Source organism: Geminicoccaceae bacterium (assembly GCA_020638465.1).
Taxonomy (GTDB): Bacteria; Pseudomonadota; Alphaproteobacteria; order Geminicoccales; family Geminicoccaceae; genus JAGREO01.
The window spans coordinates 730,690-751,785 of the sequence record JACKIM010000001.1; the positions used below are offsets into that span (position 1 = coordinate 730,690).

Annotated in this window: 21 protein-coding genes; 7 read left to right on the plus strand and 14 right to left on the minus strand. The window is 60.9% G+C overall.

What is annotated here, in order from left to right:
* The first annotated feature begins 35 nt into the window (after nt 1–35).
* Nucleotides 36–458, plus strand: coding sequence for a nucleoside-diphosphate kinase (gene ndk, locus H6851_03530; GenBank protein MCB9942678.1), 423 nt, complete (start codon nt 36–38; stop codon nt 456–458).
* A gap of 179 nt (nt 459–637) precedes the next feature.
* Here ndk and H6851_03535 read toward each other — a convergent pair whose 3' ends face one another.
* Both H6851_03535 and H6851_03540 read right to left on the minus strand, forming a co-directional pair.
* Nucleotides 638–1,264 carry a phosphoribosylglycinamide formyltransferase gene (locus H6851_03535; GenBank protein MCB9942679.1) on the minus strand — a complete coding sequence of 209 codons (627 nt, stop codon included), beginning with the start codon at nt 1,262–1,264 and terminating at the stop codon, nt 638–640.
* Nucleotides 1,237–2,310, minus strand: coding sequence for a phosphoribosylformylglycinamidine cyclo-ligase (locus H6851_03540; protein ID MCB9942680.1), 1,074 nt, complete (start codon nt 2,308–2,310; stop codon nt 1,237–1,239). Before H6851_03540 ends, H6851_03535 begins: the two co-directional genes overlap by 28 nt.
* A gap of 50 nt (nt 2,311–2,360) precedes the next feature.
* Here H6851_03540 and H6851_03545 point away from each other — a divergent pair, with 50 nt between their 5' ends.
* The 5 genes from H6851_03545 to H6851_03565 are packed head-to-tail and all read left to right on the plus strand — an operon-like array spanning nt 2,361 to nt 6,845.
* Entirely contained in the window at nt 2,361–3,536 is a 1,176-nt protein-coding gene (locus tag H6851_03545; protein ID MCB9942681.1) for a DUF2066 domain-containing protein, read from the plus strand.
* Nucleotides 3,537–3,595: 59 nt separating this feature from the next.
* The gene (locus H6851_03550) at nt 3,596–4,123 is read left to right on the plus strand and encodes a CDP-alcohol phosphatidyltransferase family protein (protein MCB9942682.1); all 528 of its coding nucleotides are present in this window, start codon (nt 3,596–3,598) and stop codon (nt 4,121–4,123) included.
* A 39-nt stretch (nt 4,124–4,162) separates the two neighbouring features.
* On the plus strand, nt 4,163–4,897 hold the full coding sequence (locus tag H6851_03555) for a hypothetical protein (GenBank protein MCB9942683.1): 735 nt from the start codon (nt 4,163–4,165) through the stop codon (nt 4,895–4,897).
* A 3-nt stretch (nt 4,898–4,900) separates the two neighbouring features.
* Nucleotides 4,901–5,680, plus strand: a complete 780-nt coding sequence (locus H6851_03560; GenBank protein MCB9942684.1) for an SDR family oxidoreductase — start codon at nt 4,901–4,903, stop codon at nt 5,678–5,680.
* 7 nt (nt 5,681–5,687) lie between these two features.
* Nucleotides 5,688–6,845: an anhydro-N-acetylmuramic acid kinase gene (locus H6851_03565; protein ID MCB9942685.1), complete on the plus strand. Its 1,158-nt coding sequence runs from the start codon at nt 5,688–5,690 to the stop codon at nt 6,843–6,845.
* Between the two features lie 155 nt (nt 6,846–7,000).
* Here the strand turns inward: H6851_03565 and H6851_03570 are convergent, their stop codons facing one another.
* From H6851_03570 to H6851_03585, 4 genes are all read right to left on the minus strand, one after another.
* Nucleotides 7,001–8,533, minus strand: coding sequence for an acyl-CoA carboxylase subunit beta (locus tag H6851_03570; protein MCB9942686.1), 1,533 nt, complete (start codon nt 8,531–8,533; stop codon nt 7,001–7,003).
* Between the two features lie 112 nt (nt 8,534–8,645).
* Nucleotides 8,646–9,332: an ATPase gene (locus H6851_03575; protein MCB9942687.1), complete on the minus strand. Its 687-nt coding sequence runs from the start codon at nt 9,330–9,332 to the stop codon at nt 8,646–8,648.
* Nucleotides 9,333–9,428: 96 nt separating this feature from the next.
* Nucleotides 9,429–10,082, minus strand: a complete 654-nt coding sequence (locus H6851_03580; GenBank protein ID MCB9942688.1) for an HAD-IA family hydrolase — start codon at nt 10,080–10,082, stop codon at nt 9,429–9,431.
* A 33-nt stretch (nt 10,083–10,115) separates the two neighbouring features.
* A complete protein-coding gene (locus H6851_03585) occupies nt 10,116–11,102 on the minus strand; it encodes a D-glycerate dehydrogenase (protein ID MCB9942689.1) in 987 nt (328 codons plus the stop codon).
* Between the two features lie 101 nt (nt 11,103–11,203).
* Between H6851_03585 and H6851_03590 the strand changes: the two genes are divergently transcribed.
* Nucleotides 11,204–11,722 (plus strand): hypothetical protein, encoded by a 519-nt coding sequence (locus tag H6851_03590; GenBank protein ID MCB9942690.1) that lies wholly within the window; start codon nt 11,204–11,206, stop codon nt 11,720–11,722.
* Nucleotides 11,723–11,793: 71 nt separating this feature from the next.
* Here the strand turns inward: H6851_03590 and H6851_03595 are convergent, their stop codons facing one another.
* The 8 genes from H6851_03595 to H6851_03630 all read right to left on the minus strand — a co-directional run bounded on the left by H6851_03595 (nt 11,794) and on the right by H6851_03630 (nt 21,092).
* The gene (locus H6851_03595; GenBank protein ID MCB9942691.1) at nt 11,794–12,246 is read right to left on the minus strand and encodes a transcriptional repressor; all 453 of its coding nucleotides are present in this window, start codon (nt 12,244–12,246) and stop codon (nt 11,794–11,796) included.
* Between the two features lie 120 nt (nt 12,247–12,366).
* Nucleotides 12,367–13,776 (minus strand): nitronate monooxygenase, encoded by a 1,410-nt coding sequence (locus tag H6851_03600; GenBank protein MCB9942692.1) that lies wholly within the window; start codon nt 13,774–13,776, stop codon nt 12,367–12,369.
* 26 nt (nt 13,777–13,802) lie between these two features.
* The gene (gene pnp / locus H6851_03605) at nt 13,803–16,010 is read right to left on the minus strand and encodes a polyribonucleotide nucleotidyltransferase (GenBank protein ID MCB9942693.1); all 2,208 of its coding nucleotides are present in this window, start codon (nt 16,008–16,010) and stop codon (nt 13,803–13,805) included.
* Between the two features lie 76 nt (nt 16,011–16,086).
* Complete coding sequence (gene rpsO, locus H6851_03610) at nt 16,087–16,356, minus strand: 30S ribosomal protein S15 (GenBank protein MCB9942694.1); 270 nt, start codon at nt 16,354–16,356, stop codon at nt 16,087–16,089.
* Nucleotides 16,357–16,389: 33 nt separating this feature from the next.
* The gene (gene truB, locus H6851_03615; GenBank protein ID MCB9942695.1) at nt 16,390–17,337 is read right to left on the minus strand and encodes a tRNA pseudouridine(55) synthase TruB; all 948 of its coding nucleotides are present in this window, start codon (nt 17,335–17,337) and stop codon (nt 16,390–16,392) included.
* A 9-nt stretch (nt 17,338–17,346) separates the two neighbouring features.
* The gene (gene rbfA / locus H6851_03620; protein ID MCB9942696.1) at nt 17,347–17,790 is read right to left on the minus strand and encodes a 30S ribosome-binding factor RbfA; all 444 of its coding nucleotides are present in this window, start codon (nt 17,788–17,790) and stop codon (nt 17,347–17,349) included.
* Nucleotides 17,759–20,437: a translation initiation factor IF-2 gene (gene infB, locus H6851_03625; GenBank protein ID MCB9942697.1), complete on the minus strand. Its 2,679-nt coding sequence runs from the start codon at nt 20,435–20,437 to the stop codon at nt 17,759–17,761. Before infB ends, rbfA begins: the two co-directional genes overlap by 32 nt.
* Nucleotides 20,430–21,092, minus strand: coding sequence for a DUF448 domain-containing protein (locus H6851_03630; GenBank protein MCB9942698.1), 663 nt, complete (start codon nt 21,090–21,092; stop codon nt 20,430–20,432). Before H6851_03630 ends, infB begins: the two co-directional genes overlap by 8 nt.
* Between the last annotated feature and the right edge of the window lie 4 nt (nt 21,093–21,096).

The window sequence follows — 21,096 nt, forward strand, 5'->3', positions numbered from 1 at the left end:
CAATAAACTGGGACCCATAGAGGAGTTTTCACACCATGGCCGTCGAGCGCACGCTGTCGATCATCAAGCCGGACGCCACCCGCCGTAATCTCACCGGTGCCATCAACCAGCGCTTTGAGGTCGCCGGCCTGCGCATCATTGCACAAAAGCGTATCCAGCTCACCATTGCCCAGGCGGAAGCCTTCTATGCCGTCCACGCAGAGCGCCCGTTCTTCAAAGGGCTCTGCGAGTTCATGACGTCCGGACCGATCGTCGTGCAGGTCCTTGAGGGAGAGGGTGCCATCGCCAGAAACCGGGAAGTGATGGGCGCCACCAATCCGGTTCAGGCCGCCGAGGGTACCATCCGCAAGGATTTTGCCGAGAACATTGAAGCCAATTCCGTGCATGGTTCAGATGCCCCTGAGACTGCCGCAGTCGAAATCGCCTATTTCTTTTCCGGCATCGAGATCGTCGGCTAGAGTTTTTCCCGTTCAGGTAGAATTACCTGATTGAAAAACGCTTCATTCTCGCTTTCAAGGCGGAAACAACAGGGCTGCCAGAATGATGGCAGCCCTTTTCATGACTGAAACTGCTTGATTATCTGCCGTCACGCACACATTGACGGTGGAAGTTTGAGCCAAGTCTCAAACGTGTCCGATTATTCACCCTGCCCGGTGTGCAAATCCGGATGCAGCACGAGCCGCGGTGCGATCGACCGGCCCGTCAAGTGCGCCAGCGCGAGTGGATAACACTGATGCTCGACCTCGAGCACACGTGCCGCGAGACTGGCGACATCATCATTGTCGAGCACCGGTACCGCGCCCTGGACGAGGATTGGCCCATCATCCAGTTCCGCCGTTACCTGATGGACCGTGCAACCGTGAATTCGCACGCCCGCCGCCAGCGCCCGCTCATGGGTATTCATCCCCTTGAATGACGGCAATAGCGACGGGTGGACATTGACCATCCGCCCTTGCCAGCGGTCCGTGACAGCATCCCCGAGAATGCGCATGAAACCGGCAAGGCAGACCAACTCGATGTCAAACTCCTGCAACATCGCGTCAATCGCCTGATCGAACTGCGCGCGATGCGCATACCGCTTGTGGTCGATTACCTTTGTCGGAATTCCCGCACGGCTGGCACGCACAAGCCCGAACGCATCGGTCTTGTTGGCGATCACCAGCGAAAGATCCGCACCCGTTTCTCCTCTAGTCGTGGCATCAATCAACGCTTGAAGATTGCTGCCATTTCCGGAGATCAGGACTGCTGTTCGGCGCATGGCCACTCCGTTCCCGTATGGTCGATCTGTACCAGAGGTACTGCATGCGGGTCGTCAGCCAAAACGATTTCGCCCAAGTCGAACACCGTCTCTCCGGCTTCCTCGAATACGTTTCGCAACAGACCCGCATCCCCTGCCCGCGCGGCCGCTACCATGCCGATTCCGCAATTGAAGGTGCGGGCGAGTTCAACGTCCGACAACCTCCCCATGCGTGCCAACCAGCTAAATATCGGCGGCAATGTCCATCTGCGCGCGTCGATGCGGGCTACCAGCCCCCTGCCCATGAAACGCGGGATGTTTTCCAGCAGTCCACCACCGGTGATATGTGCCAGTGCCTGAAGCTTGCCGGTACGCGCGGCAGCCAGACAGGACTGCACATAAATCCGCGTCGGCGCCAGAAAGTCGAGCGTCTCGTCGACAATGCCTCCGTGCTCGGCGATCAGCTTGCGCACCAGCGAATAGCCATTCGAATGGACACCCGAAGACGCCAGGCCAAGCAACCGGTCTCCGGGTTGCACCGGACGGGGCAGTATCGCATCACGTTCGACAGCACCTACTGCGAAACCGGCGAGATCGAAATCGCCCGGCTTGTAGACATCCGGCATTTCCGCCGTTTCGCCACCAATGAGCGCGCATCCGGCCTGCCTGCAACCATCGGCGATTCCTGCTATCAGTCGCCTTGCGCGCTCGACATCGAGCCGGGAAGTCGCCAGATAGTCGAGAAAGAAGAGCGGCGTTGCCCCTTGAACGACGAGGTCATTGACGCTCATGGCGACCAGATCAATACCGAGACCATCGATTCGGTCTACGGCGATGGCAAGCAGGAGCTTGGTACCGACACCATCCGTGGCCGAGACCAGTACCGGATCGCGAAAACCGCAGGCAGCGATGTCAAACAGACCACCGAAACCACCGAGATCGGGATTGCTGCCGGGCCGGGCCGTCGACTGCACAACCGGCCTGATCGCTTCGACCAGTGCATTGCCGGCGGCGATGTCGACGCCGGCGGCGGCGTAAGCATCGCGGTGCGGTTTGCCAGTTTCTTGTTCCAACAGCTTCTCACAGGGTAGTAAATGGGGCGGAGCAGATGAGGAAAAAGCCAATGCTGAAGCAGGCCGCTCGCTGGAGTCGGTATGTAGGGGAAATGGCCGGAATTGCAACGCTTCGAGAACGTGCAGTCACCGCCACGATCGTGATCGGCTTGTGGATGGCCGCCATGTCCCCGGCACATGCGGTGAATATCTACACGGTGAGCGGAATCGACGTCGATGTCAGTGCCCAATCGGCGGTCGATGCCCAGGCCATGGCCATAACCGAAGCTCAACGCATCGGCCTCACGAGACTGATGCAACGGCTCACCACTCCACAATATTTCGACCGTCTGCCGGACCTCGCCGGTATCGATGCCGGTACCTATGCCCGCAGTCACGAAGTCGAGCACGAGGAATTGTCGGCTACCCGCTACATGGCATCCATTCTCGTCACTTATGATGGTGAAAAGGTCAGGCAGCTCATGAAACCCGCCGGCATTCCCATGGTGCTGGCCGCATCGGACCCGCTACTCGTCGTTCCCGCAATCGAACGCAATGGACAGCTCGAGTTCTGGACCGACGATAATCCGTGGCGCGAGGCATGGTCGATCGAGGCGGAACGCGGGACGCTGATCGATATCCGCCTGCCACTCGGCGACCTGAATGATGTCGCCACCCTTTCCACAACGCTGCGCCCCGACGAGATCCCGCAAGCGTTGGCTGATCTGGCCAGCCGATACAACGCCGATGCCGCCATCGTCGTCGTTGCCAGCCCTGTCGGGCTCACGGATGAGAATCTGCAAGCCGCGAACGATCTCGAACTCAGTCAGGGAACGACCATTGTCTGGCCCTACAGGATAACCCCGATGCGTGTCGCCAGTGCACCCGGATCGACCGGTTCCGTCTGGCAGCAGGGAGCGCGGCGGATCCTGGGTTCACTCGAGGAAGCCTGGAAACCCGACCATCTGGTTCAGGTTGGTCGCGCAGAGTCGCTTTCGGTCACGGTTCCGCTTGCCGATTTGGCAGGATGGACACAAATTAAGAAGGCACTGGAAGATGTGCCCGAAATACAGTCAGTGGCAGTGGACGCGTTTTCTCAAAGGGAAGCATCGCTGAGGCTGGCCTACGTCGGTGGTCTTTCGCAACTGGACCGGGCGTTGGGGGCCCGTGGGCTGCGACTTCAGGAGGGGACAAATCAATGGCTGCTGCAACGAGCCGAAGGACCAGTCGGTGGCCAGCTGCAGTAGAAAAAACGGCCGGCTATTACCTCACTCGGGCAATCCCGCAACTTGCCAATGCGATCACCATGTTGCGGCTGCTGAGCGTCGTACCGCTTGTCGTGGTGATCATGGCGGGACATCACATCGCGGCTTTCGCCCTGTTCTCCGTGATGGCGCTGAGCGACGCGGTCGACGGTGCGGTGGCACGCATGGTCTCTCGTCAATCATCCTTCGGGGCAGCCCTCGATCCTGTGGCCGACAAGGTCTTGCTCACCGGTGCATTCATTGCGCTATGGTGGGTGGGATTGGTGCCCGGATGGTTCATCATGCTTCTGGGCGTGCGAGATGCGACCATCGTCGCCTCGACGATAGCGCTTTTCCTCATGACCCGCGAATTGCGCATCGCCCCTTTGGCCATCGGCAAGATCTCCACAGCGATGCAACTTTTCCTTGTCGGAGTGATCCTCTCGGACAAGGCTTTCGAATGGCCCATGTCTTCACTGGTCGACATCGGTTTTCCAATCGTTTCGACCGTCGCCGTGTTGTCGCTGCTGCTTTATGCAATCGCAGCATGGCGCGGAGTGGTGCCGGCAAAGATTCGGCGACCAGCCTGATCGGGAACGGCACCGAGGCCCGTGCAGCTCCGGTGTGGCATGCCGATGCGACTTGAACCGTCAATGCGGCAGCTGGTGCTGGACCTGCCCGTCGACGAGGGGGCAGGTATCGATGACTTTCTTCGGGACACCTCCAACGAGACTGCGTTCGATGCGGTGATGGCATGGCCCCGATGGCCGTCGACGGCGTTGATCATCGATGGTCCGGCCGGATGCGGCAAGAGCCACCTCGCCCGGATATGGGCAGGACAAAGCGATGCATTGCTGCTGAATGCAGCCGAAGTGTTCGACGGCGGTGCGCCTGTGGAACGACTGGGCCACAGTCGTTGCTGCGCCGTGGACGACGCCGATCGGGTCGAAGACGAGGTGCTGCTGCTGCAACTCTATAATGTCTGCCGCGAACGCAGTGGCAGTCTCCTGCTCACCGCATCGACTCCTCTCGGCGCCTGGTTGCCGATGTTGCCCGACCTGGCTTCGCGATTGCGAACGTCGCTGACATCCCATATCGCGGCACCACGCGACGAGTTGCTGGCTGCCGTTCTGGTGAAACAGTTTCGCGACCGCCAATTGCAGGTGCCGAGCGAAGTCGTGTACTATCTCCTGCGCCATATGGAGCGTTCGTTCGAGGCGGCAAGGGCCATGGTTCGTGCCCTGGACCGGGCTTCGCTGCATGCCAAGTGGCCCATAACCCTTCCGCTGGCCCGACGCGTACTGGCGCTCGTGCAGGATATGAACCAGCGACCATCACCATCTTCGACCATCTGGAGAGACTGAATCGTGGATCTCGGCATCAAGGGACGCAAAGCGATCGTTTGCGCCGGCAGCAAGGGCCTCGGTCGTGCCTGCGCCATGTCGCTCGCCGACAACGGCGTCGACCTGGTCATCAATGCCCGCGGTGCCGAGGCGTTGGAAGCGACCGCGAACCACATCCGCAACAGGACCGGCGTCCATGTGACGACCGTGGCCTGCGACATTACCACGGCCGACGGTCGTCAACAGGTGTTGGATGCCGCTGGTGATGTCGATATCCTTGTCAACAATGCCGGAGGGCCGCCTCCGGGCGATTTCCGCGAATGGGGCGAGGCCGAATGGATCAAGGCGGTCAACGCGAACATGATTACCCCCATAGAACTCATCCGTGCCGTGGTTGACGACATGGGCCGCCGCGGTTTCGGCCGCATCGTCAATATCACATCCTCGGCCGTCAAGGCACCGATCGCCGAACTGGGATTGTCGAACGGCGCCCGCTCCGGGTTGACCGGTTTTGTCGCCGGCACCGCGAGGGCGATTGCCAGGACAGGGGTGACCATCAACAATATCCTGCCCGGCCGTTTCGATACCGACCGCCTGCGCGGCAATTTCGAATTCAACGCCAGGAAAAGTGGCCGGGACGTCGCGGAAATCGCCAAAGCCGCTGCCGCTTCAATTCCCGCAGGGCGTTTCGGTGATCCGCATGAATTTGGTGAACTGTGCGCTTTCCTCTGTTCGGTCCAGGGAGGCTACATTACCGGCCAGAACCTGCTGATCGACGGTGGTAATTTCCCCGGCACGATGTAGACTCGAATTGCCGGTATCACCGCTTGACCGACTGCAGGCCCTTGCGGCGAAACCCGATCCCGTCATCGCCGGATTGATGACGGGCACCTCCATGGATGGGCTGGATATCGCGTTCTGCCGGATTGGTCCGCAAGCGGAAATGCGATTGATCGAAACCCTGGCTACCGAAACTGTACCCATGCCCTCCGACCTGCGCCGGCAGATCGAGGCGTCCATGGGTGGAGACCTGTATACAGCAGCACGCGTCGACATGGATCTTGGACGCTGGTTTGCCGATGCGACATTCAATCTGGCCCAACGACACGGCATCCGGATCGATCTGGTCGGCAGCCACGGCCAGACGGTTTACCATGAACATGGCCGTACAACCCTCCAGATCGGCGAACCGGGCTATCTGGCCCGGAGGCTGGGTTGTGTCGTCGCCCATGATTTCCGCAGAGCGGATGTGGTTCTGGGCGGCTGCGGCGCCCCACTCGTGCCCGTATTCGACCAATTGATGCTGGGCCGCAGGGATGAAACCGTTCTTTCGATCAACATCGGCGGCATCGCCAATCTGACCATCATCCCGCCGCTGCGCCACAGCAACGAGGAGCCTCTCGCCTTCGACTGCGGGCCCGGCAACATGGTCATCGACCGCATCATGGAGCGACGTACCGGAGGCCGGATGATGTTCGATGCCGGTGGTGCCGAGGCAGCCCGGGGCGCTGTCGACGAGCTCCTGATGACGGACCTCATGGCTCACCCCTTCCTGACCGCTCCTCCGCCCAAATCCGCCGGACGAGAGCAATTCGGCCACGCCTTCACCGACGCGCTCGTCGATCGCATCAACCCGCAATGCGATGATGACTGGCGCGACCTGCTGGCCACCGTCACCAGTTGGACAGCTGCCGCGATCCTCTCATCCATCAGGGGTCACAAAATCGAATACGTATTCGTTGGCGGCGGCGGTGCACGCAATACAACACTGATGACACAGATCGAGGCAGGACTGGGCCCGGGCAAGCTTCATGATCTGCGCGATGCCGGTATCGACCCCGATTTCAAGGAAGCCCTGGCCTTTGCCCTGTTGGCCCGATTGCTGATCGACGGTGAACCCGGCAACGTCCCCCGCGTCACCGGAGCTTCCCTCCCCGGCCTGATGGGCCGCCTGACCTTTCCACCCTGACCCACCACCGTGGCGGGCTGTCCGGACCAGCGGGGAAAGGTCAGAGGGGTCCGTTTGAACGCCGGTTGGCATGCCCGCGCAAACGCGGCTCGCAAAGCAGATGATGCCCGAGTGATGGGGGATCATATCGGTGTTTCATCGCCCGCCAGAACATCCTACAGGGGAAGGTTGCCGTGTTTCTTCCAAGGTATTTCGGCCTTCTTGTTCCGCAGCCAGCGCAGGGAACTGGCCACGCGACGGCGGGTACCATGAGGCATGATGACATCGTCAATGAACCCGCGCGCGGCCGCGACAAACGGATTGGCAAAACGCTCCTTGTACTCCTCGGTACGCGTCTCGATCTTTGCCGTATCACCGATATCCGAACGAAAGATGATCTCCACCGCACCCTTGGAGCCCATGACCGCGATTTCAGCCGTGGGCCATGCATAATTGACATCGCCACGGAGATGCTTGGATGACATGACATCATAGGCACCGCCATAGGCCTTGCGGGTAATGACCGTGACCTTCGGCACCGTGGCCTCGGCATAGGCGTAGAGCAGCTTTGCGCCATGCTTGATGATACCACCATATTCCTGAGCAGTGCCCGGCAGAAAGCCCGGGACATCGACAAGCGTCAGCAGTGGAATGTTGAAGGCATCGCAAAAACGCACGAAACGGGCAGCCTTGCGCGAACTGTCAATGTCAAGACAGCCCGCCAGCACCATCGGTTGATTGGCGACGATACCCACCGGATGCCCTTCGATGCGGGCAAGCCCGATGATGATGTTGCGGGCATAATCCGTCTGGATCTCGAAGAAATCCCGTTCATCGACAAGCTTGAGAATCAGCTCCTTCATATCGTAGGGCTGGTTGGGATTGGCGGGTACAAGCGTATCGAGCGAGGCATCGTCACGGTCGACAGGATCACCCGTCGGCCAGACCGGCGGCTGCTCACGGTTGGACAGCGGCAGGAAATCGAAGAACCGGCGGACCTCGCTCAGCGCCTCGACATCGTTGAGGAAAGCCAGATCCGCCACTCCGGACTTGCGGGTATGCGTCGATGCACCCCCCAGCTGCTCCTGGGTCACCACTTCGTTGGTGACGGTCTTCACCACCTCGGGACCGGTGACAAACATGTACGAACTGTCGCGCACCATGAAGATGAAATCGGTCATTGCCGGGCTGTACACGGCCCCACCGGCACATGGTCCGCAGATCACCGAAATCTGTGGGACGACACCCGACGCCAGGACATTGCGCTGAAACACCTCGGCATAACCCGCGAGCGATGCGACCCCTTCCTGGATGCGCGCTCCACCGGAGTCGTTCAGACCGATCACCGGAGCACCGACCCTGATCGCCCGATCCATCACCTTGCAGATCTTCTCCGCATGGCTCTCCGACAGCGAGCCGCCAAAAACGGTAAAATCCTGTGAAAATACGAACACCAGACGACCGTTGATGGTGCCCTGCCCGGTCACCACGCCATCGCCGGGCACATGCTGTTCCGGCATGCCGAAATCGATGCAGCGATGCTCGACGAACATGTCGGTCTCCTCGAAGGAGCCGGGATCGACCAGAAGCTCGATCCGTTCGCGGGCCGTCAGCTTTCCCCGGTCATGTTGCGCCTTGATGCGCCGCTCACCGCCGCCGATCCGCGCTCCCTGCCGCTTGGCATCGAGCTTTTCGATAATTTCCTGCATGGCGTTGTTTTCCGACACTCTTTCGCGTTGCAACAAGCGGCTAGCATGGTCTGAAGACAATGACCATGGGGACGCGGCGAAACGGCCGCCCGGCAGACCCGATATGGAGGTCTCAGTCGCTGACCAGACGGCAGAAGGCGGCGACAGCCTCCAATTCGAGACGAAGGCAGGCATGCCGACCGGCCTGTTCCTTCTCAAGCCCCCACCGCTCGATTTCGAACAACTCATCCAGCAAGGTGGCGGCAAAGGCGGCTTGTGGATCGAGTTCGCCACGCTGCAATGCCAGCCCGAGAACCATCGAGCCCGTGAGCTTGACAGCCGCATGCAGCCCCATGAGCGACCATGAATCGACCCCGCGCACCAGATTTTCGAATCTGGTCAGCGTCGATTCCGGCTGATCGACCGGCGAGATTCCAGTCGTCACCGTCAGAGGCGCGCGCAGGACGTCGGCCGACCAATCGACCCAAGGTTGCCAGCATCGGTCCTGACGCATGCGCAGTTCCGAAGGCTCCTCCGCGCGGTAACAGAGCAGATCGTGGGCACCGAACTCGACGATCTCGCCACGGGCATCGTCCATGCGTCCGGGGAACAGGTCGATAACGGACGTACACAGACGCATGAGCGGCATCCCCTGTGGCCTCACCACTTCGGTCTGCCCTGCCCACTCCGCCGCTACGGCTTCTGCCAGCGGACGCCATGGGATCAGCAGTTCGGCCTTTCCCGGGGTCCTTACCGCGCGTCCATCGAGGAGAACGCGAAACCCGTCCCCCACCTGTACATTCTTGTAGAATCGCTTCATGTAACAACCCGCCTGCCGGTTGCAGTCCCGACGCAACAACCTGTGTGGCAAGGAGTCCCCCAGTCGGGATACCATCCCTCGTTGACGACCGGATCATCACAGATATTGTGTCAGATCCGTGATTTTCGCCAATACCGCCTCGGCCCCCGCCTGTTCGAGTTCCTCCGGCGGGTGATTGCCGTAGGCGACGCCTATGGCCCGGCAGCCGGCCGCCAACCCCATGTCGATATCATAGGTCGTGTCGCCAATGATGACGGTTCGTTCTGGCACCGCGCCGGTCTCACGCATGGCTGCCTGCATCATCGAAGGGTGCGGTTTGGACGGGTGAAGGTCGGCCGTCTGCAGGGTGATGAAGTACCGCTCAAGGCCATTGTGGGCGATGACCCTTTCCAACCCCGGCATCGACTTGCCAGTGGCGACACCCATGAGCAGCCCGCGAGAGAGCAGGTCATCGAGCAGGTCGCGCACGCCATCGAACAGTGGCTCGCTGAAATCCGGTCGTGATCGGTACGCAACGAATTCATCGCGATAGGCCTGTGCAATGCACTGGCTCCGCGAAGGGTCGTCATTGTCGCCAAGCAGCGCTGTCATCGCCTCCAGCAACGACAAGCCAACGATACGACGCACCTGATCGGCACCGGGTACCGGCAAACCGCAACGGTCGAACGCCGTACGGGCGCAATGGACAATCGTCGCCTCGCTGTCGACCAGCGTACCGTCGCAGTCGAATACCACGAGTTGCACGGGCAAACGGCCCGCAGCCGAAGAAATGGCCATGACCCATCAGACCATGCTGGGAAGAACACGGTCAGGCGGACGGTGCCCATCGACGAATGTCTTGATGTTGATAATGACCTTCTCGCCCATGTCGATACGACCTTCGATAGTTGAAGATCCCATGTGCGGAAGCAGGACCACATTGTCGAGTTCCCGCAGTTTCGGGTTGATCGCGGGCTCATGCTCGAACACATCCAGACCGGCACCCGCAATCTCGTTGTTGCGCAACATGCGCGTGAGCGCGGCCTCGTCGATCACCTCGCCCCGGCTCGCATTGACGATGGTCGCGTGCGGGCGCAACAGCTTCAGCCGACGTGCATTGAGCAGATGGAAGGTTGCCGGCGTGTGCGGGCAGTTGATCGAGACGATGTCGACCCGGGCCAGCATCTGGTCGAGACTGTCCCAATAGGTGGCTTCGAGTTCGTTCTCGACGCTCTCCGGCACACGTCGCCGATTGTGGTAATGGACCGAAAGTCCGAAACCACGGGCGCGACGGGCAACCGCCGTACCGATCCGCCCCATGCCGAGAATGCCGATGCGCTTGCCGTGAATGCGATGCCCGAGCATCGACGTCGGACTCCAGCCGGTCCATTCGCCCGAGCGCGCCAGCTTTTCGCCTTCCACCACCCTTCGCGACACGGCGAGGATCAGCGCCATGGTCATGTCGGCCGTGTCCTCGGTCAGCACACCGGGGGTGTTCGTGACCGTAATGCCACGCTTGTAGGCCGCCTCGACGTCGATACGATCCACACCCGTGCCATAGTTTGCGATCAGGCGCAGTTCGGGATTGGCGTGCGCCAACACCGAGGCGTCGATCCGGTCGGTGACCGTCGGCACGAGAATCTGGCACGTCTTCACCGCCTCGATGAGATCGGCCTTGGACATCGGTGCATCGGTCTCGTTCAGCCGCGCGTTGAACAACTCCATCATCCGCGTTTCGATAACATCGGGAAGACGTCGGGTGACGATGACCAGAGGTCGGTTGCGCCCCATGCCTGGCGTTCTCCACTGAAATGAGCGTTGGCCGCAGTCCTTGACAGCTTTATTGCTCGCTTAGCAGAAAGGGGCAATTCTCACAAACTCCGGATGAATGAATGTCGTCGCAGCGCGGGATGTCACAGGTTTTCGCATTGCTCGTTCTGGCCACACTGATATCGGGTCCCGCCCTGTCACAGGACAGTCCGGTGAATATTGGCCGCGACAGTGGCCTGCCGGTGCCCCGCTTTGTCAGCCTGGGCGCCGACAAGATCTACATGCGCACAGGACCCGGCAAGGAATTCCCGATCAAATGGGTGTATTCCAAGCGCGGACTGCCAATGGAGGTGATCGAGGAAAGCGACGACTGGCGCGAGGTCAAAGATCCCGACAACGAGACCGGCTGGATCCACAAGAGCCTGCTTTCAGGCAAGCGTTACCTGATGATCGCCAACAATATCGCCGATCTGCGGCGAACGCCGAGCGACGAGGCGATGGTCGTCGCCCGCATCGAACCGCGAGTGGTCGTCGAAATGCTGAATTGCCAGCCGGTCTGGTGCCTGGTCGATGTCGGCGACCGCAGAGGCTGGCTCTCCCGCCGGGATGTATTCGGTCTCCTGAAGGACGAATTACCGTAACGCGCCCTTCTGCCGGGCCGTGGTACGTGTCGGAAAGGGATGCTGTCGGGTGGCTGACCGGATCGGTCAGGTCAGGCTTCCGATGTGATCCGCTGGGCTTCCAGTTCTTCCTTCGTCGCATTGCGGATGCGGATGACGACATCCACCCGTTCGATCACCTTTCCCCGCGGAGGCGGCGGCAGTTCTCCAAAATCCACAGCATCATCGGGAAAATCGAAGATCTCCCCGGTATTCTTGTCAAAGAAATGATGGTGTGCATGCGCCGTCGTATCGAAATAGGACTGCCCGGAACCAACCACGACCTCACCCATCAACCCAGCCTGCGTAAACTGGTGAAGCGTGTTGTAGACCGTGGCCAATGACACATGGATGCCGTTCTGGCACGCTTCATGATAGAGTTCCTCGGCCGTGACATGACGAGGCGCGGTCTCGATCAGAAGCCTGGCAAGTGCGATTCGCTGGCGGGTCGGGCGCAAGCCGGCAGCCGTGAGGCGTGAGACAGCCTGGCCGTAGGCGGTTGACATGGTTCGGGCTCGTCCGTGATGACATCAATACAGGACCCATTTGGTCCTCTTTTTGCCCCACGTCAAGAGAACGTCAAAATCCCCGCCGCCCGCACGGGTCCGGGTGGCGGGACATGATGTTCACCGTCCGGTGAGAATCCGCTGCACCAGTTGGCGAACGGTCGGCACGAAACCGTTGGCATAGAACGGATCCTGCCTGAATTTATATGCGTTGTGACCGGAAAACATCAGTTGATGATCATGCCCGTCGCCCGTGCCATGGGCGACGTCCTGCAACGTCTTCTGGATACAGAACGAGCGGGGATCGGTGAGTTTGCCGGTAGTGTAGTCGCCGTGATCCTTCCAGTTGCTGAAGCGGCAGTGGCTGAGGCAGCCCATGCAATCAGCCTGGTCGCGTCGTATCTGCCGCCCCTGCTCCGGAGTCACGAAGATCATGGTGTCATCCGGAGTCCGCATGGCCATCGTATAGCCCTCGGCTTCCCATGTGCGGATATGTGCCAGATCCTCCTGCGTGACATAAACGCCACGCCCGGCTCGACCATGCTGGAAGAAGGCCGTGCGCCCCGTTTCCGCATCCTCCTCCTCGCTGAACGTGACCTGGCGCTCGGAACGTCCCACCAACTCGTCAAGGAAACTGTTCTTCACTGCTGAAGAATAGAAACCCGTCGGACTGAAACGATGCAGCAGAACATCGCCAGGCAGAAGCTCGAGGAGCTTGCGCTTCCAGCTCTCGGGAATGGGGCTTTCCCGAGTGAGTAATGGTCTCGTCCCGAACTGGAAGGCGATCGGGCCCAACTCTTCGTTTCCGATCCAATCCTTCCAGTCATCGAGATGCCACACACCGCCAGCCATGACGATGGGCACATCGTCGAGCCCCGCCTTGCGCATGGTCCTGCGCAATTCGAGCACCCGGGGATAGGGATCCTCGGGCTTGCGCGGATCCTCGCTGTTGGAAAGACCGTTATGGCCGCCTGCGAGCCACGGATCCTCGTAGACGACCGCCCCCAGCCACTCGGCGAACTTGTGGTAGGAGCGCTTCCACAAGGCACTGAAGGCCCGCCCGGACGATACGATCGGGTAGTAGAAGACACCATATTCGGAACAGATCTGGGCGAGCCTGTAGGGCATGCCTGCTCCGCAGGTCACACCCTGAATCAGCCCCCTGGCGCCATCCAGCACGCCCCGGAGGACACGCTCACACCCCCCCATCTCCCACAGGACATTGAGGTGCAGACGCCCCTCACCGCCCCGCAGTTCGTGGGCGATCTTCGCCTGGCTGATAGCACCCTTGATCGAATAACTGATCAGTTCGTCATGACGCTCCTGCCGGTCCCGTCCTTCATAGAGGAGGGGGATGTATCCCCCCTCCTCGTCAATCCAGTCGGCATTGACACCCGATATCGTTCCCACGCCGCCCGCTGCGGCCCAGGCTCCGGCAGAGCGGCCGTTGGAGACGGCAACACCCTTGCCACCCTCTACCAGCGGCCAGACTTCCGCACCCGAGATGTTCATCGGCTGGACGATGCTCATGGGCGCGCTCCCTTGCTGGACGACATTCAGTTCGGTGCCCGGTGGCGGCGGCGGCCATCGCCACCGCGCCGCTCGCCACGTTCCCCACGCGGTTCGCGATCGCCCCGCGGTTCACGTGGCCTGCGTTCGATTTCGGAAACCTCACCGGTCTCCTGATCGACCGCGCGCATGCTCAGCTTGACCTTGCCGCGATCGTCGACCGCCAGAACCACGACCTTGACCTCATCACCCTCGTTGATGACGTCGGTCACCTTCTCGACGCGCTCATTGGCAAGTTCGGAGATGTGACAAAGGCCATCCTGCTGCCCCAGGAAGGTAATGAATGCGCCGAAATCGACGACCCGGGCCACCTTCCCATTGTACACCTTGCCGATCTCGGGTTTGGCGGTGAGACCGTATATCCAGTCGACCGCGCGCTGGGCGGCAACCGCATCGGTGGAAGCGACCTTGACCATGCCGGTATCGTCGATATCGACCTTGGTCCCGGTAGTCTCGGTGATCTCGCGGATCATCTTGCCACCTGGTCCAATCACCGCGCCGATCTTGTCCTGCGGGATCTGCAATGTGATCACCCGAGGTACTGAATCGCGCATCTCAGGACGCGGGATGCCGATGCATTTGGCCATCTCGCCCAGTATGTGGATACGCCCCGCCTTTGCCTGATCGAGAGCGACCTGCATGATCTCCTCGGTAATGCCGGCGATCTTGATGTCCATCTGCAGCGAGGTGACACCGGCTTCCGTACCGGCGACCTTGAAATCCATGTCTCCAAGATGATCCTCATCACCAAGGATGTCGGAGAGCACCTCGAAGCGGTCACCTTCCTTGATCAGCCCCATGGCGATACCAGCGACCGGGCGGGGCATGGGCACACCGGCATCCATCAACGCCAGCGATGTGCCGCAAACCGTGGCCATCGACGATGAACCGTTGCTTTCGGTGACCTCCGAAACCACGCGGATGGTGTAGGGGAACGCCTCCTTGCCGGGAAGCAGCGGGTGAGTCGCACGCCAGGCGAGCTTGCCGTGACCGACCTCCCGACGACCGGGCGAACCGATACGCCCCGTCTCACCCACCGAATAGGGCGGGAAGTTGTAGTGCAGCATATAGTTCTGCCGCATGTCACCTTCGAGCGCGTCGATCAGCTGTTCGTCCTGACCAGTGCCGAGAGTGGCCACCACCAGCGCCTGAGTTTCACCGCGGGTGAACAGCGCTGAGCCATGAACACGGGGCAGAACACCAACCTCAGCCACGATCGGCCGTACCGTCCGGGTATCACGCCCGTCGATGCGGGGCTTGCCATCAAGAATCGAGCCGCGAACGATTTCCTGCTCGAGATGCTTGAATTCGCCGGCGACAACCAGTTTCTGGTCGACATCCGCGTCTTCGGCCATGAAAGCGGTCATCGCCTGGTCGCGCACGACGGCCACCTTCGCGGTGCGTTCCTGCTTGACCCGCTCCGCGTAAGCTTCACGCAACGGCGTCTCGAAACGCTCCTTCATCTGGCCGTAAAGGACGCTGTTATCGACCTCCTTCAGATCCCAGGGCTCCTTGGCACAGGCCTTGGCCAGCTCGATGATGAGATCGATGGCGGGCTGGAAACCCCGATGGCCGAACATGACGGCCTTGAGCATGGTATCCTCGGAAAGCTCATGGGCTTCCGATTCAACCATCATCACGGCGTCCCGGGTACCTGCGACCACCAGATCGAGCTTGCTTTCCTTGACCTGCTCGATCGTCGGATTGAGGATGAAGGCGCCATCGACATACCCGACCCGCGCCCCGCCGATGGGACCGAGAAAGGGAACACCGCTGATCGTCAAGGCTGCACTGGTGGCAATCATCGACAACACGTCAGGATCGGTCTCGCCATCATGGGCGAGCACCGTGACGATGACCTGCGTCTCGTTCTTGAAACTTGACGGAAAGAGGGGGCGGATCGGCCGATCGATCAGGCGTGATGTCAGCGTCTCCTTCTCCGAGGGACGTCCCTCGCGCTTGAAGAAGCCACCTGGAATCTTGCCTGCAGCGAATGTCTTTTCCTGATAATTGACGGTTAGCGGGAAGAAATCCTGGCCCGGCTTGACAGACCGCGCGGCTGTCGCCGTGGCCAGGACAACCGTCTCGCCGAGCGTGGCGAGAACCGCACCGTCCGCCTGTCGGGCGATACGGCCGCTCTCGAGCCTGAGCGGCTTGCCGCCCCACTCGGTCTCTTTCACGGTGACTTGAAACATGGAATTTGCCTTTCATGGACCTGCCGGACGGCAGGCGGCGGACCCGCGTGATTACGGGTCCGCACGATCTGCCGGATCAGCGACGCAGGCCGAGCTTGCCGATCAACTCCTGGTAACGTGCGGCATTGTTCCGCTTGACATAGTCCAGAAGCCGGCGTCGCTGGCCGACCATCATCAACAGACCACGGCGCGAAGCGAAATCCTTCTGGTGCGTCTTGAGATGTTCCGTGAGATTGGTGATGCGCTCGGACAGGATGGCCACCTGCACCTCGGGCGATCCGGTATCGCCTTCCTTGGTGGCATATTCCTTGATGACTTCTATCTTGCGCTCGGGCGTAATCGACATCGGATTCCTCCTCCAGATGAGACTTTCTCACCTTCACTGGGGGTTGAATACGCGGAGCGGACTGAGTTCCGCACCATGCAGCCGTGCCAGAGCGACGACCTCGCCTCCCTGCAACGCCTGAATGGTAACACCTTCCTCGTCATCGCCGATATCATGGTTTTCGGGAAGACCCTGAACCAGACGCGGGGAGATGACGATGGATTGTCCGGAACGCAATCGCACCGCTTGCGGTTCCGTGAGGGCAAACGCCGGGATGTCGGCCAGCGCCGTCCTCATCGAAACCAGAACCTGGGAAAGGCTGTCATCCGTGACAACCTGCTTGAGCGTATCGAGCGTGATGGCCTCGGCCTCATCGAATGCCCCCACACACAATCGCCGAAGCTCGCTCACATGAGCTTCGCAACCGAGTAACTCGCCAAGGTCACGCGCCAGGGCACGGACATAAGCCCCCTTGCCACACGTCACCTCGAAGACCGCATGATCCCTGTCCGGACGCCCGACCATCTCATAGGCGTCAATGCGGATCGGGCGGGGTTCGAGCTCGACCTTTTCCCCGCGCCGGGCGATATCGTAGGCCCGCTCGCCCTGGATCTTCACCGCCGCATAGACAGGCGGCCGCTGCAGGATGTCACCGACAAAATCGACCAGTGCTTCACGAATGGCTTCATCGCCGGGGCGGTCATCGCTGGTCGCGACCACCTCGCCCTCGGAATCGTCCGTATCGCGCCGCTCACCGAAACGCATCGTGAAACGATAGCGCTTGACCGATTCCATGACATACGAAACCGTCTTCGTCGCATCTCCCATGGCGATCGGCAACACTCCCGTCGCCAAGGGATCGAGTGTACCGCCATGACCGACCTTGGCAGCGCGAGTCATGGCCTTGACCACGTTCACGACATGCGTGGAGGTCATGCCCGCTGGTTTGTCAATCACCAGCCACCCGTTTATCGGGCGGCCCCTTGAACGCCGTCTTGCCATACCTTCACTTCAACTTTCGCGTCGGTCGCGACCGAGTCCTTCATCGAGCAGTTGCTCGATCCGATCGACACGATCAAGCGTATCGTCGGCAAGAAACCGGAGCTTCGGCGCATATTTGAGATTGATCCTGCGCGCCACCATACCACCGAAGCGGCCGGCCTCGCGTTTGAGCAACTCAAGCACATCGGAGGCAATACCCGAATGCCCCAGCTGACTGATAAACACGGTAGCCTGACGCAGGTCGGGAGACATGCGCACTTCGAGAACCGTCAACTGCGCATCCTGAAGCCGGGTATCATGAACCTCGCCACGGACGAGGCTCTCAGCCAGCACATGCCTGACCTGTTCCCCCACCTTCAGCTGCCGCTGCGATGGCTGCCCCTTTCCTTGCCGGCTGTCGTTCCGGCCCGCCGGGGGGCGGCTAGAGCGTGCGGGCAACTTCCTGCACCTCATAGGCCTCGATCACGTCACCCTGCCGGATGTCGTTGTAGCCCTCAATCGACATGCCGCACTCGAAACCCTGGCGAACCTCTCGCACGTCATCCTTGAAGCGCTTGAGCGAACCGAGCTCACCATCATAGATGACAACATCGTCGCGAAGCAGCCTTGCTCGCGCACTGCGTTTCATCAGACCATCGATCACCATGCAACCGGCGATCTTCCCGACGCGGGAAATGCTGAATACTTCGCGAATTTCGGAATGGCCGAGGATGACCTCGCGTGCTTCCGGCGCAAGCATGCCGGAGAGGACCGCCTTCATCTCGTCGAGCAACTCGTAGATGATCGAATAATAGCGGATCTCCAGCCCTTCGCGACGAGCCAGTTCGCGGGCCTGCGCATTGGCGCGGACATTGAAACCCACGACCAGAGCGCCTGAAGCCTGTGCCAGCGTGATATCACTTTCGGTGATGCCGCCAACGGCACCGAACAGGACGCGAACCTTCGCCTCATCGGTCCCGATCTTGTCGAGACCGGCCTGGATAGCCTCCAGCGAACCATGCACGTCCGACTTGATCACGACCGGCAATTCCTGGATCTCACCGGCCTTCAACTGGTTGAACATATCCTCCAGTGTCGCCTTGCCACCCGTGGCGGCAATCTGCTGACCACGCCGCTTGCGCTGGCGATAATCGACAATCTCGCGGGCCTTGCGTTCGTTGTCCACGACCGACATGACATCGCCGGCTTCAGGAACACCATCAAGGCCGAGGATTTCCACCGGCATCGATGGTCCCGCCTCCTTGACGTTCCGGCCATGATCATCGACCAGCGCACGAACACGACCCCACTGAGCACCGGCCACGACAATATCACCGACCCGTAACGTACCCTTCTGGACCAGAACGGTAGCGACCACGCCACGACCGCGATCAAGACGCGCCTCAATAATGAAGCCCTGGGCCTCGCGATCCGGATTGGCCTTGAGTTCCAGCAATTCCGCCTGAAGCTGGATGGCCTCGATCAACTTGTCGAGGTTCTGCTTCTTCGTGGCACTCACTTCCACGGCCTGCACATCACCGCCAAAATCCTCGACGACGATATCGTGACTGAGCAGTTCCTGCTTGACCCGCGACGGATCCGCATCCGGAAGGTCGCATTTGTTGACCGCCACGACGACTGGAACACCCGCCGCCTTGGCGTGACTGATCGCCTCGATCGTCTGCGGCATGACACCATCGTCGGCCGCAACCACCAATACCACGATGTCCGTCACCGACGCACCGCGAGCACGCATCGCCGTGAACGCGGCGTGACCGGGAGTATCGATGAAGGCAACCGGCGTACCGTGACCGATATCCACCTGGTAGGCACCGATGTGCTGGGTGATGCCACCCGCCTCGCCGCTGACCACATTGCTCTTGCGCAACGCATCGAGGAGCGACGTCTTTCCATGATCGACATGGCCCATTACCGTGACCACCGGCGGACGCGGCTTCAGGTCGCTGTCGTGGTCCTCGGCACCTTCGACACCGACCTCGACATCCGATTCGCTGACTCGCTTGGGCGTATGACCGAACTCCGAAACAACAATCTCCGCCGTATCGGCGTCAATGGACTGGTTGATCGTCGCAAGGACACCATTACGCATCAGCACCTTGACCACTTCCGCACCGCGAATTGCCATCCGCGCCGCAAGTTCCTGCACCGTGATGGTCTCGGGAATTACAACTTCACGGACCTGGGGCTCGTTGCTCGCCACTTTCGCCAGACGCTCGCGCTCACGCTGCCGCTTGAGCTTGGCAAGGCTGGGACCACGCACGGGCTCATCGTCGTCAGCACCCAGCGTCAGCTTGGAACCTCGCCGGTTGTCACGCTTGGCGGCACCACGCCCGGGCTTGCCCCGCCCACGTTCATCATCATCACCTTCGGCGCGACGCGTGGACTTGGCCGGACGCTTGGCACTATCGGGGCGCGGTGCGGCCACGTCCTCACCGGAAACCACAGCCGGCTCATCGGCAACAACGACCTGATCCGCGGTGGCATCAGCCTGAACCTCTGCCTGCCGAGCCTTTTCGGTCTCCTCGGCGGCCTTGCGCTTGGCCTCTTCCTCGGCCAGCAGTCTCGCCGCCTGCTCTTCGGCCTTGCGCCGGGCATCTTCCTCTTCCTGACGACGTGCAGCTTCCTGCTCCTTGCGCAAGGCTGCGGCCGCCTCCTCCTCCTTGCGCCGGGCCAGCTCCTCGGCAGCACGGCGAGCATTCTCCTCCGCCCGCTTACGCGCTTCTTCCTCGTTCTTGCGCGCCTCGCTCAACGCCTTGAGCCGGACCTTCTTTTCCTCATCGGTCAGCGGCTTGAGGACCACCGGGCCGCGACCGGACTTGCCGCCTTGGTCCTGACGCGCCGAACGCCGGACTTCGCGCTCATCGCCCGCCCTTTCACCGCCACCCTTGCCGCCCCCGACGGCCGGCTTGCGCATCGAGCCGCCTGTGCCCGTACCGATCCGCCGTTTCTTCACCTCGACAGCGACCGGCTTGCTCCGCCCATGGCTGAAGCTCTGCCGGACAGTACCCTGTTCCACAGTCGTCTTGAGTTCGAGCTTGCCACCACCCGAGCGGTTCAACTCGATCCGGCCGCCACGATCCTGCCCCTTCGCGTCACTCATTGCGTCCGTGACTTCCCTTCCTTTGACGGCATTGCTCGCCTCGCAATGCCCACGTATCCGGTATGACCATCTCTACATCGCGAAAGCCTCGCAGCTTGCGCACGAGCGCGACCAACCTCATGGCAATCGCGCCTTCTTCCATCCATGCATAAACCAGCTCGTCACGCCCTACCTGACGACCGATCTCCTGCCGGGCAAATGCCTCGATGACGATACTGCCGTCACCAATCTGACGAAGCTTACGGGCGTCGCCGGCCGCATCCACGGACATGATCAACACACCGCGCACAGCCGACGAAAGTGCTGGCCGCACCTGATCAAAACCAATGACCAGCTGTCCGGCACGTCGCGCCAACGAAAGCTGTTGCAGGCAGGCCTGCACCAGCAAGCGCTCGACGAGATCGGCCAACCCGCCATCAGCAATGGCCTTGCGACGCAACTCACGTGCGAAAAGATTCTTTCTCGTCGCCAGCATCACCGCATCGCGAGATGCCTCCAGCCAGACACCGCGCCCGGGCAACTTTCCCGCAACATCGGGTACAATACGCCCTTCCGTGTCGGCAACATAGCGGATCATGTCACGCGCGGGCACCCGTTCCCGATTCATCGCATTGCGACGAATCGGCCCGGAAACCTCCGCGGGTATGGCATCCATGATC

Bases quoted from the DNA above. Each gene is read 5' to 3' on its own strand.
- ndk (MCB9942678.1), top strand. From the start codon at position 36: ATGGCCGTCGAGCGCACGCTGTCGATCATCAAGCCGGACGCCACCCGC.
- H6851_03545 (MCB9942681.1), top strand. From the start codon at position 2,361: ATGCTGAAGCAGGCCGCTCGCTGGAGTCGGTATGTAGGGGAAATGGCC.
- H6851_03550 (MCB9942682.1), top strand. From the start codon at position 3,596: ATGTTGCGGCTGCTGAGCGTCGTACCGCTTGTCGTGGTGATCATGGCG.
- H6851_03555 (MCB9942683.1), top strand. From the start codon at position 4,163: ATGCCGATGCGACTTGAACCGTCAATGCGGCAGCTGGTGCTGGACCTG.
- H6851_03570 (MCB9942686.1), bottom strand. From the start codon at position 8,533: ATGCAGGAAATTATCGAAAAGCTCGATGCCAAGCGGCAGGGAGCGCGG.
- H6851_03575 (MCB9942687.1), bottom strand. From the start codon at position 9,332: ATGAAGCGATTCTACAAGAATGTACAGGTGGGGGACGGGTTTCGCGTT.
- H6851_03585 (MCB9942689.1), bottom strand. From the start codon at position 11,102: ATGGGGCGCAACCGACCTCTGGTCATCGTCACCCGACGTCTTCCCGAT.
- H6851_03590 (MCB9942690.1), top strand. From the start codon at position 11,204: ATGTCGTCGCAGCGCGGGATGTCACAGGTTTTCGCATTGCTCGTTCTG.
- H6851_03595 (MCB9942691.1), bottom strand. From the start codon at position 12,246: ATGTCAACCGCCTACGGCCAGGCTGTCTCACGCCTCACGGCTGCCGGC.
- H6851_03600 (MCB9942692.1), bottom strand. From the start codon at position 13,776: ATGAGCATCGTCCAGCCGATGAACATCTCGGGTGCGGAAGTCTGGCCG.
- pnp (MCB9942693.1), bottom strand. From the start codon at position 16,010: ATGTTTCAAGTCACCGTGAAAGAGACCGAGTGGGGCGGCAAGCCGCTC.
- rpsO (MCB9942694.1), bottom strand. From the start codon at position 16,356: ATGTCGATTACGCCCGAGCGCAAGATAGAAGTCATCAAGGAATATGCC.
- truB (MCB9942695.1), bottom strand. From the start codon at position 17,337: ATGGCAAGACGGCGTTCAAGGGGCCGCCCGATAAACGGGTGGCTGGTG.
- rbfA (MCB9942696.1), bottom strand. From the start codon at position 17,790: ATGAGGTGCAGGAAGTTGCCCGCACGCTCTAGCCGCCCCCCGGCGGGC.
- infB (MCB9942697.1), bottom strand. From the start codon at position 20,437: ATGAGTGACGCGAAGGGGCAGGATCGTGGCGGCCGGATCGAGTTGAAC.
- H6851_03630 (MCB9942698.1), bottom strand. From the start codon at position 21,092: ATGGATGCCATACCCGCGGAGGTTTCCGGGCCGATTCGTCGCAATGCG.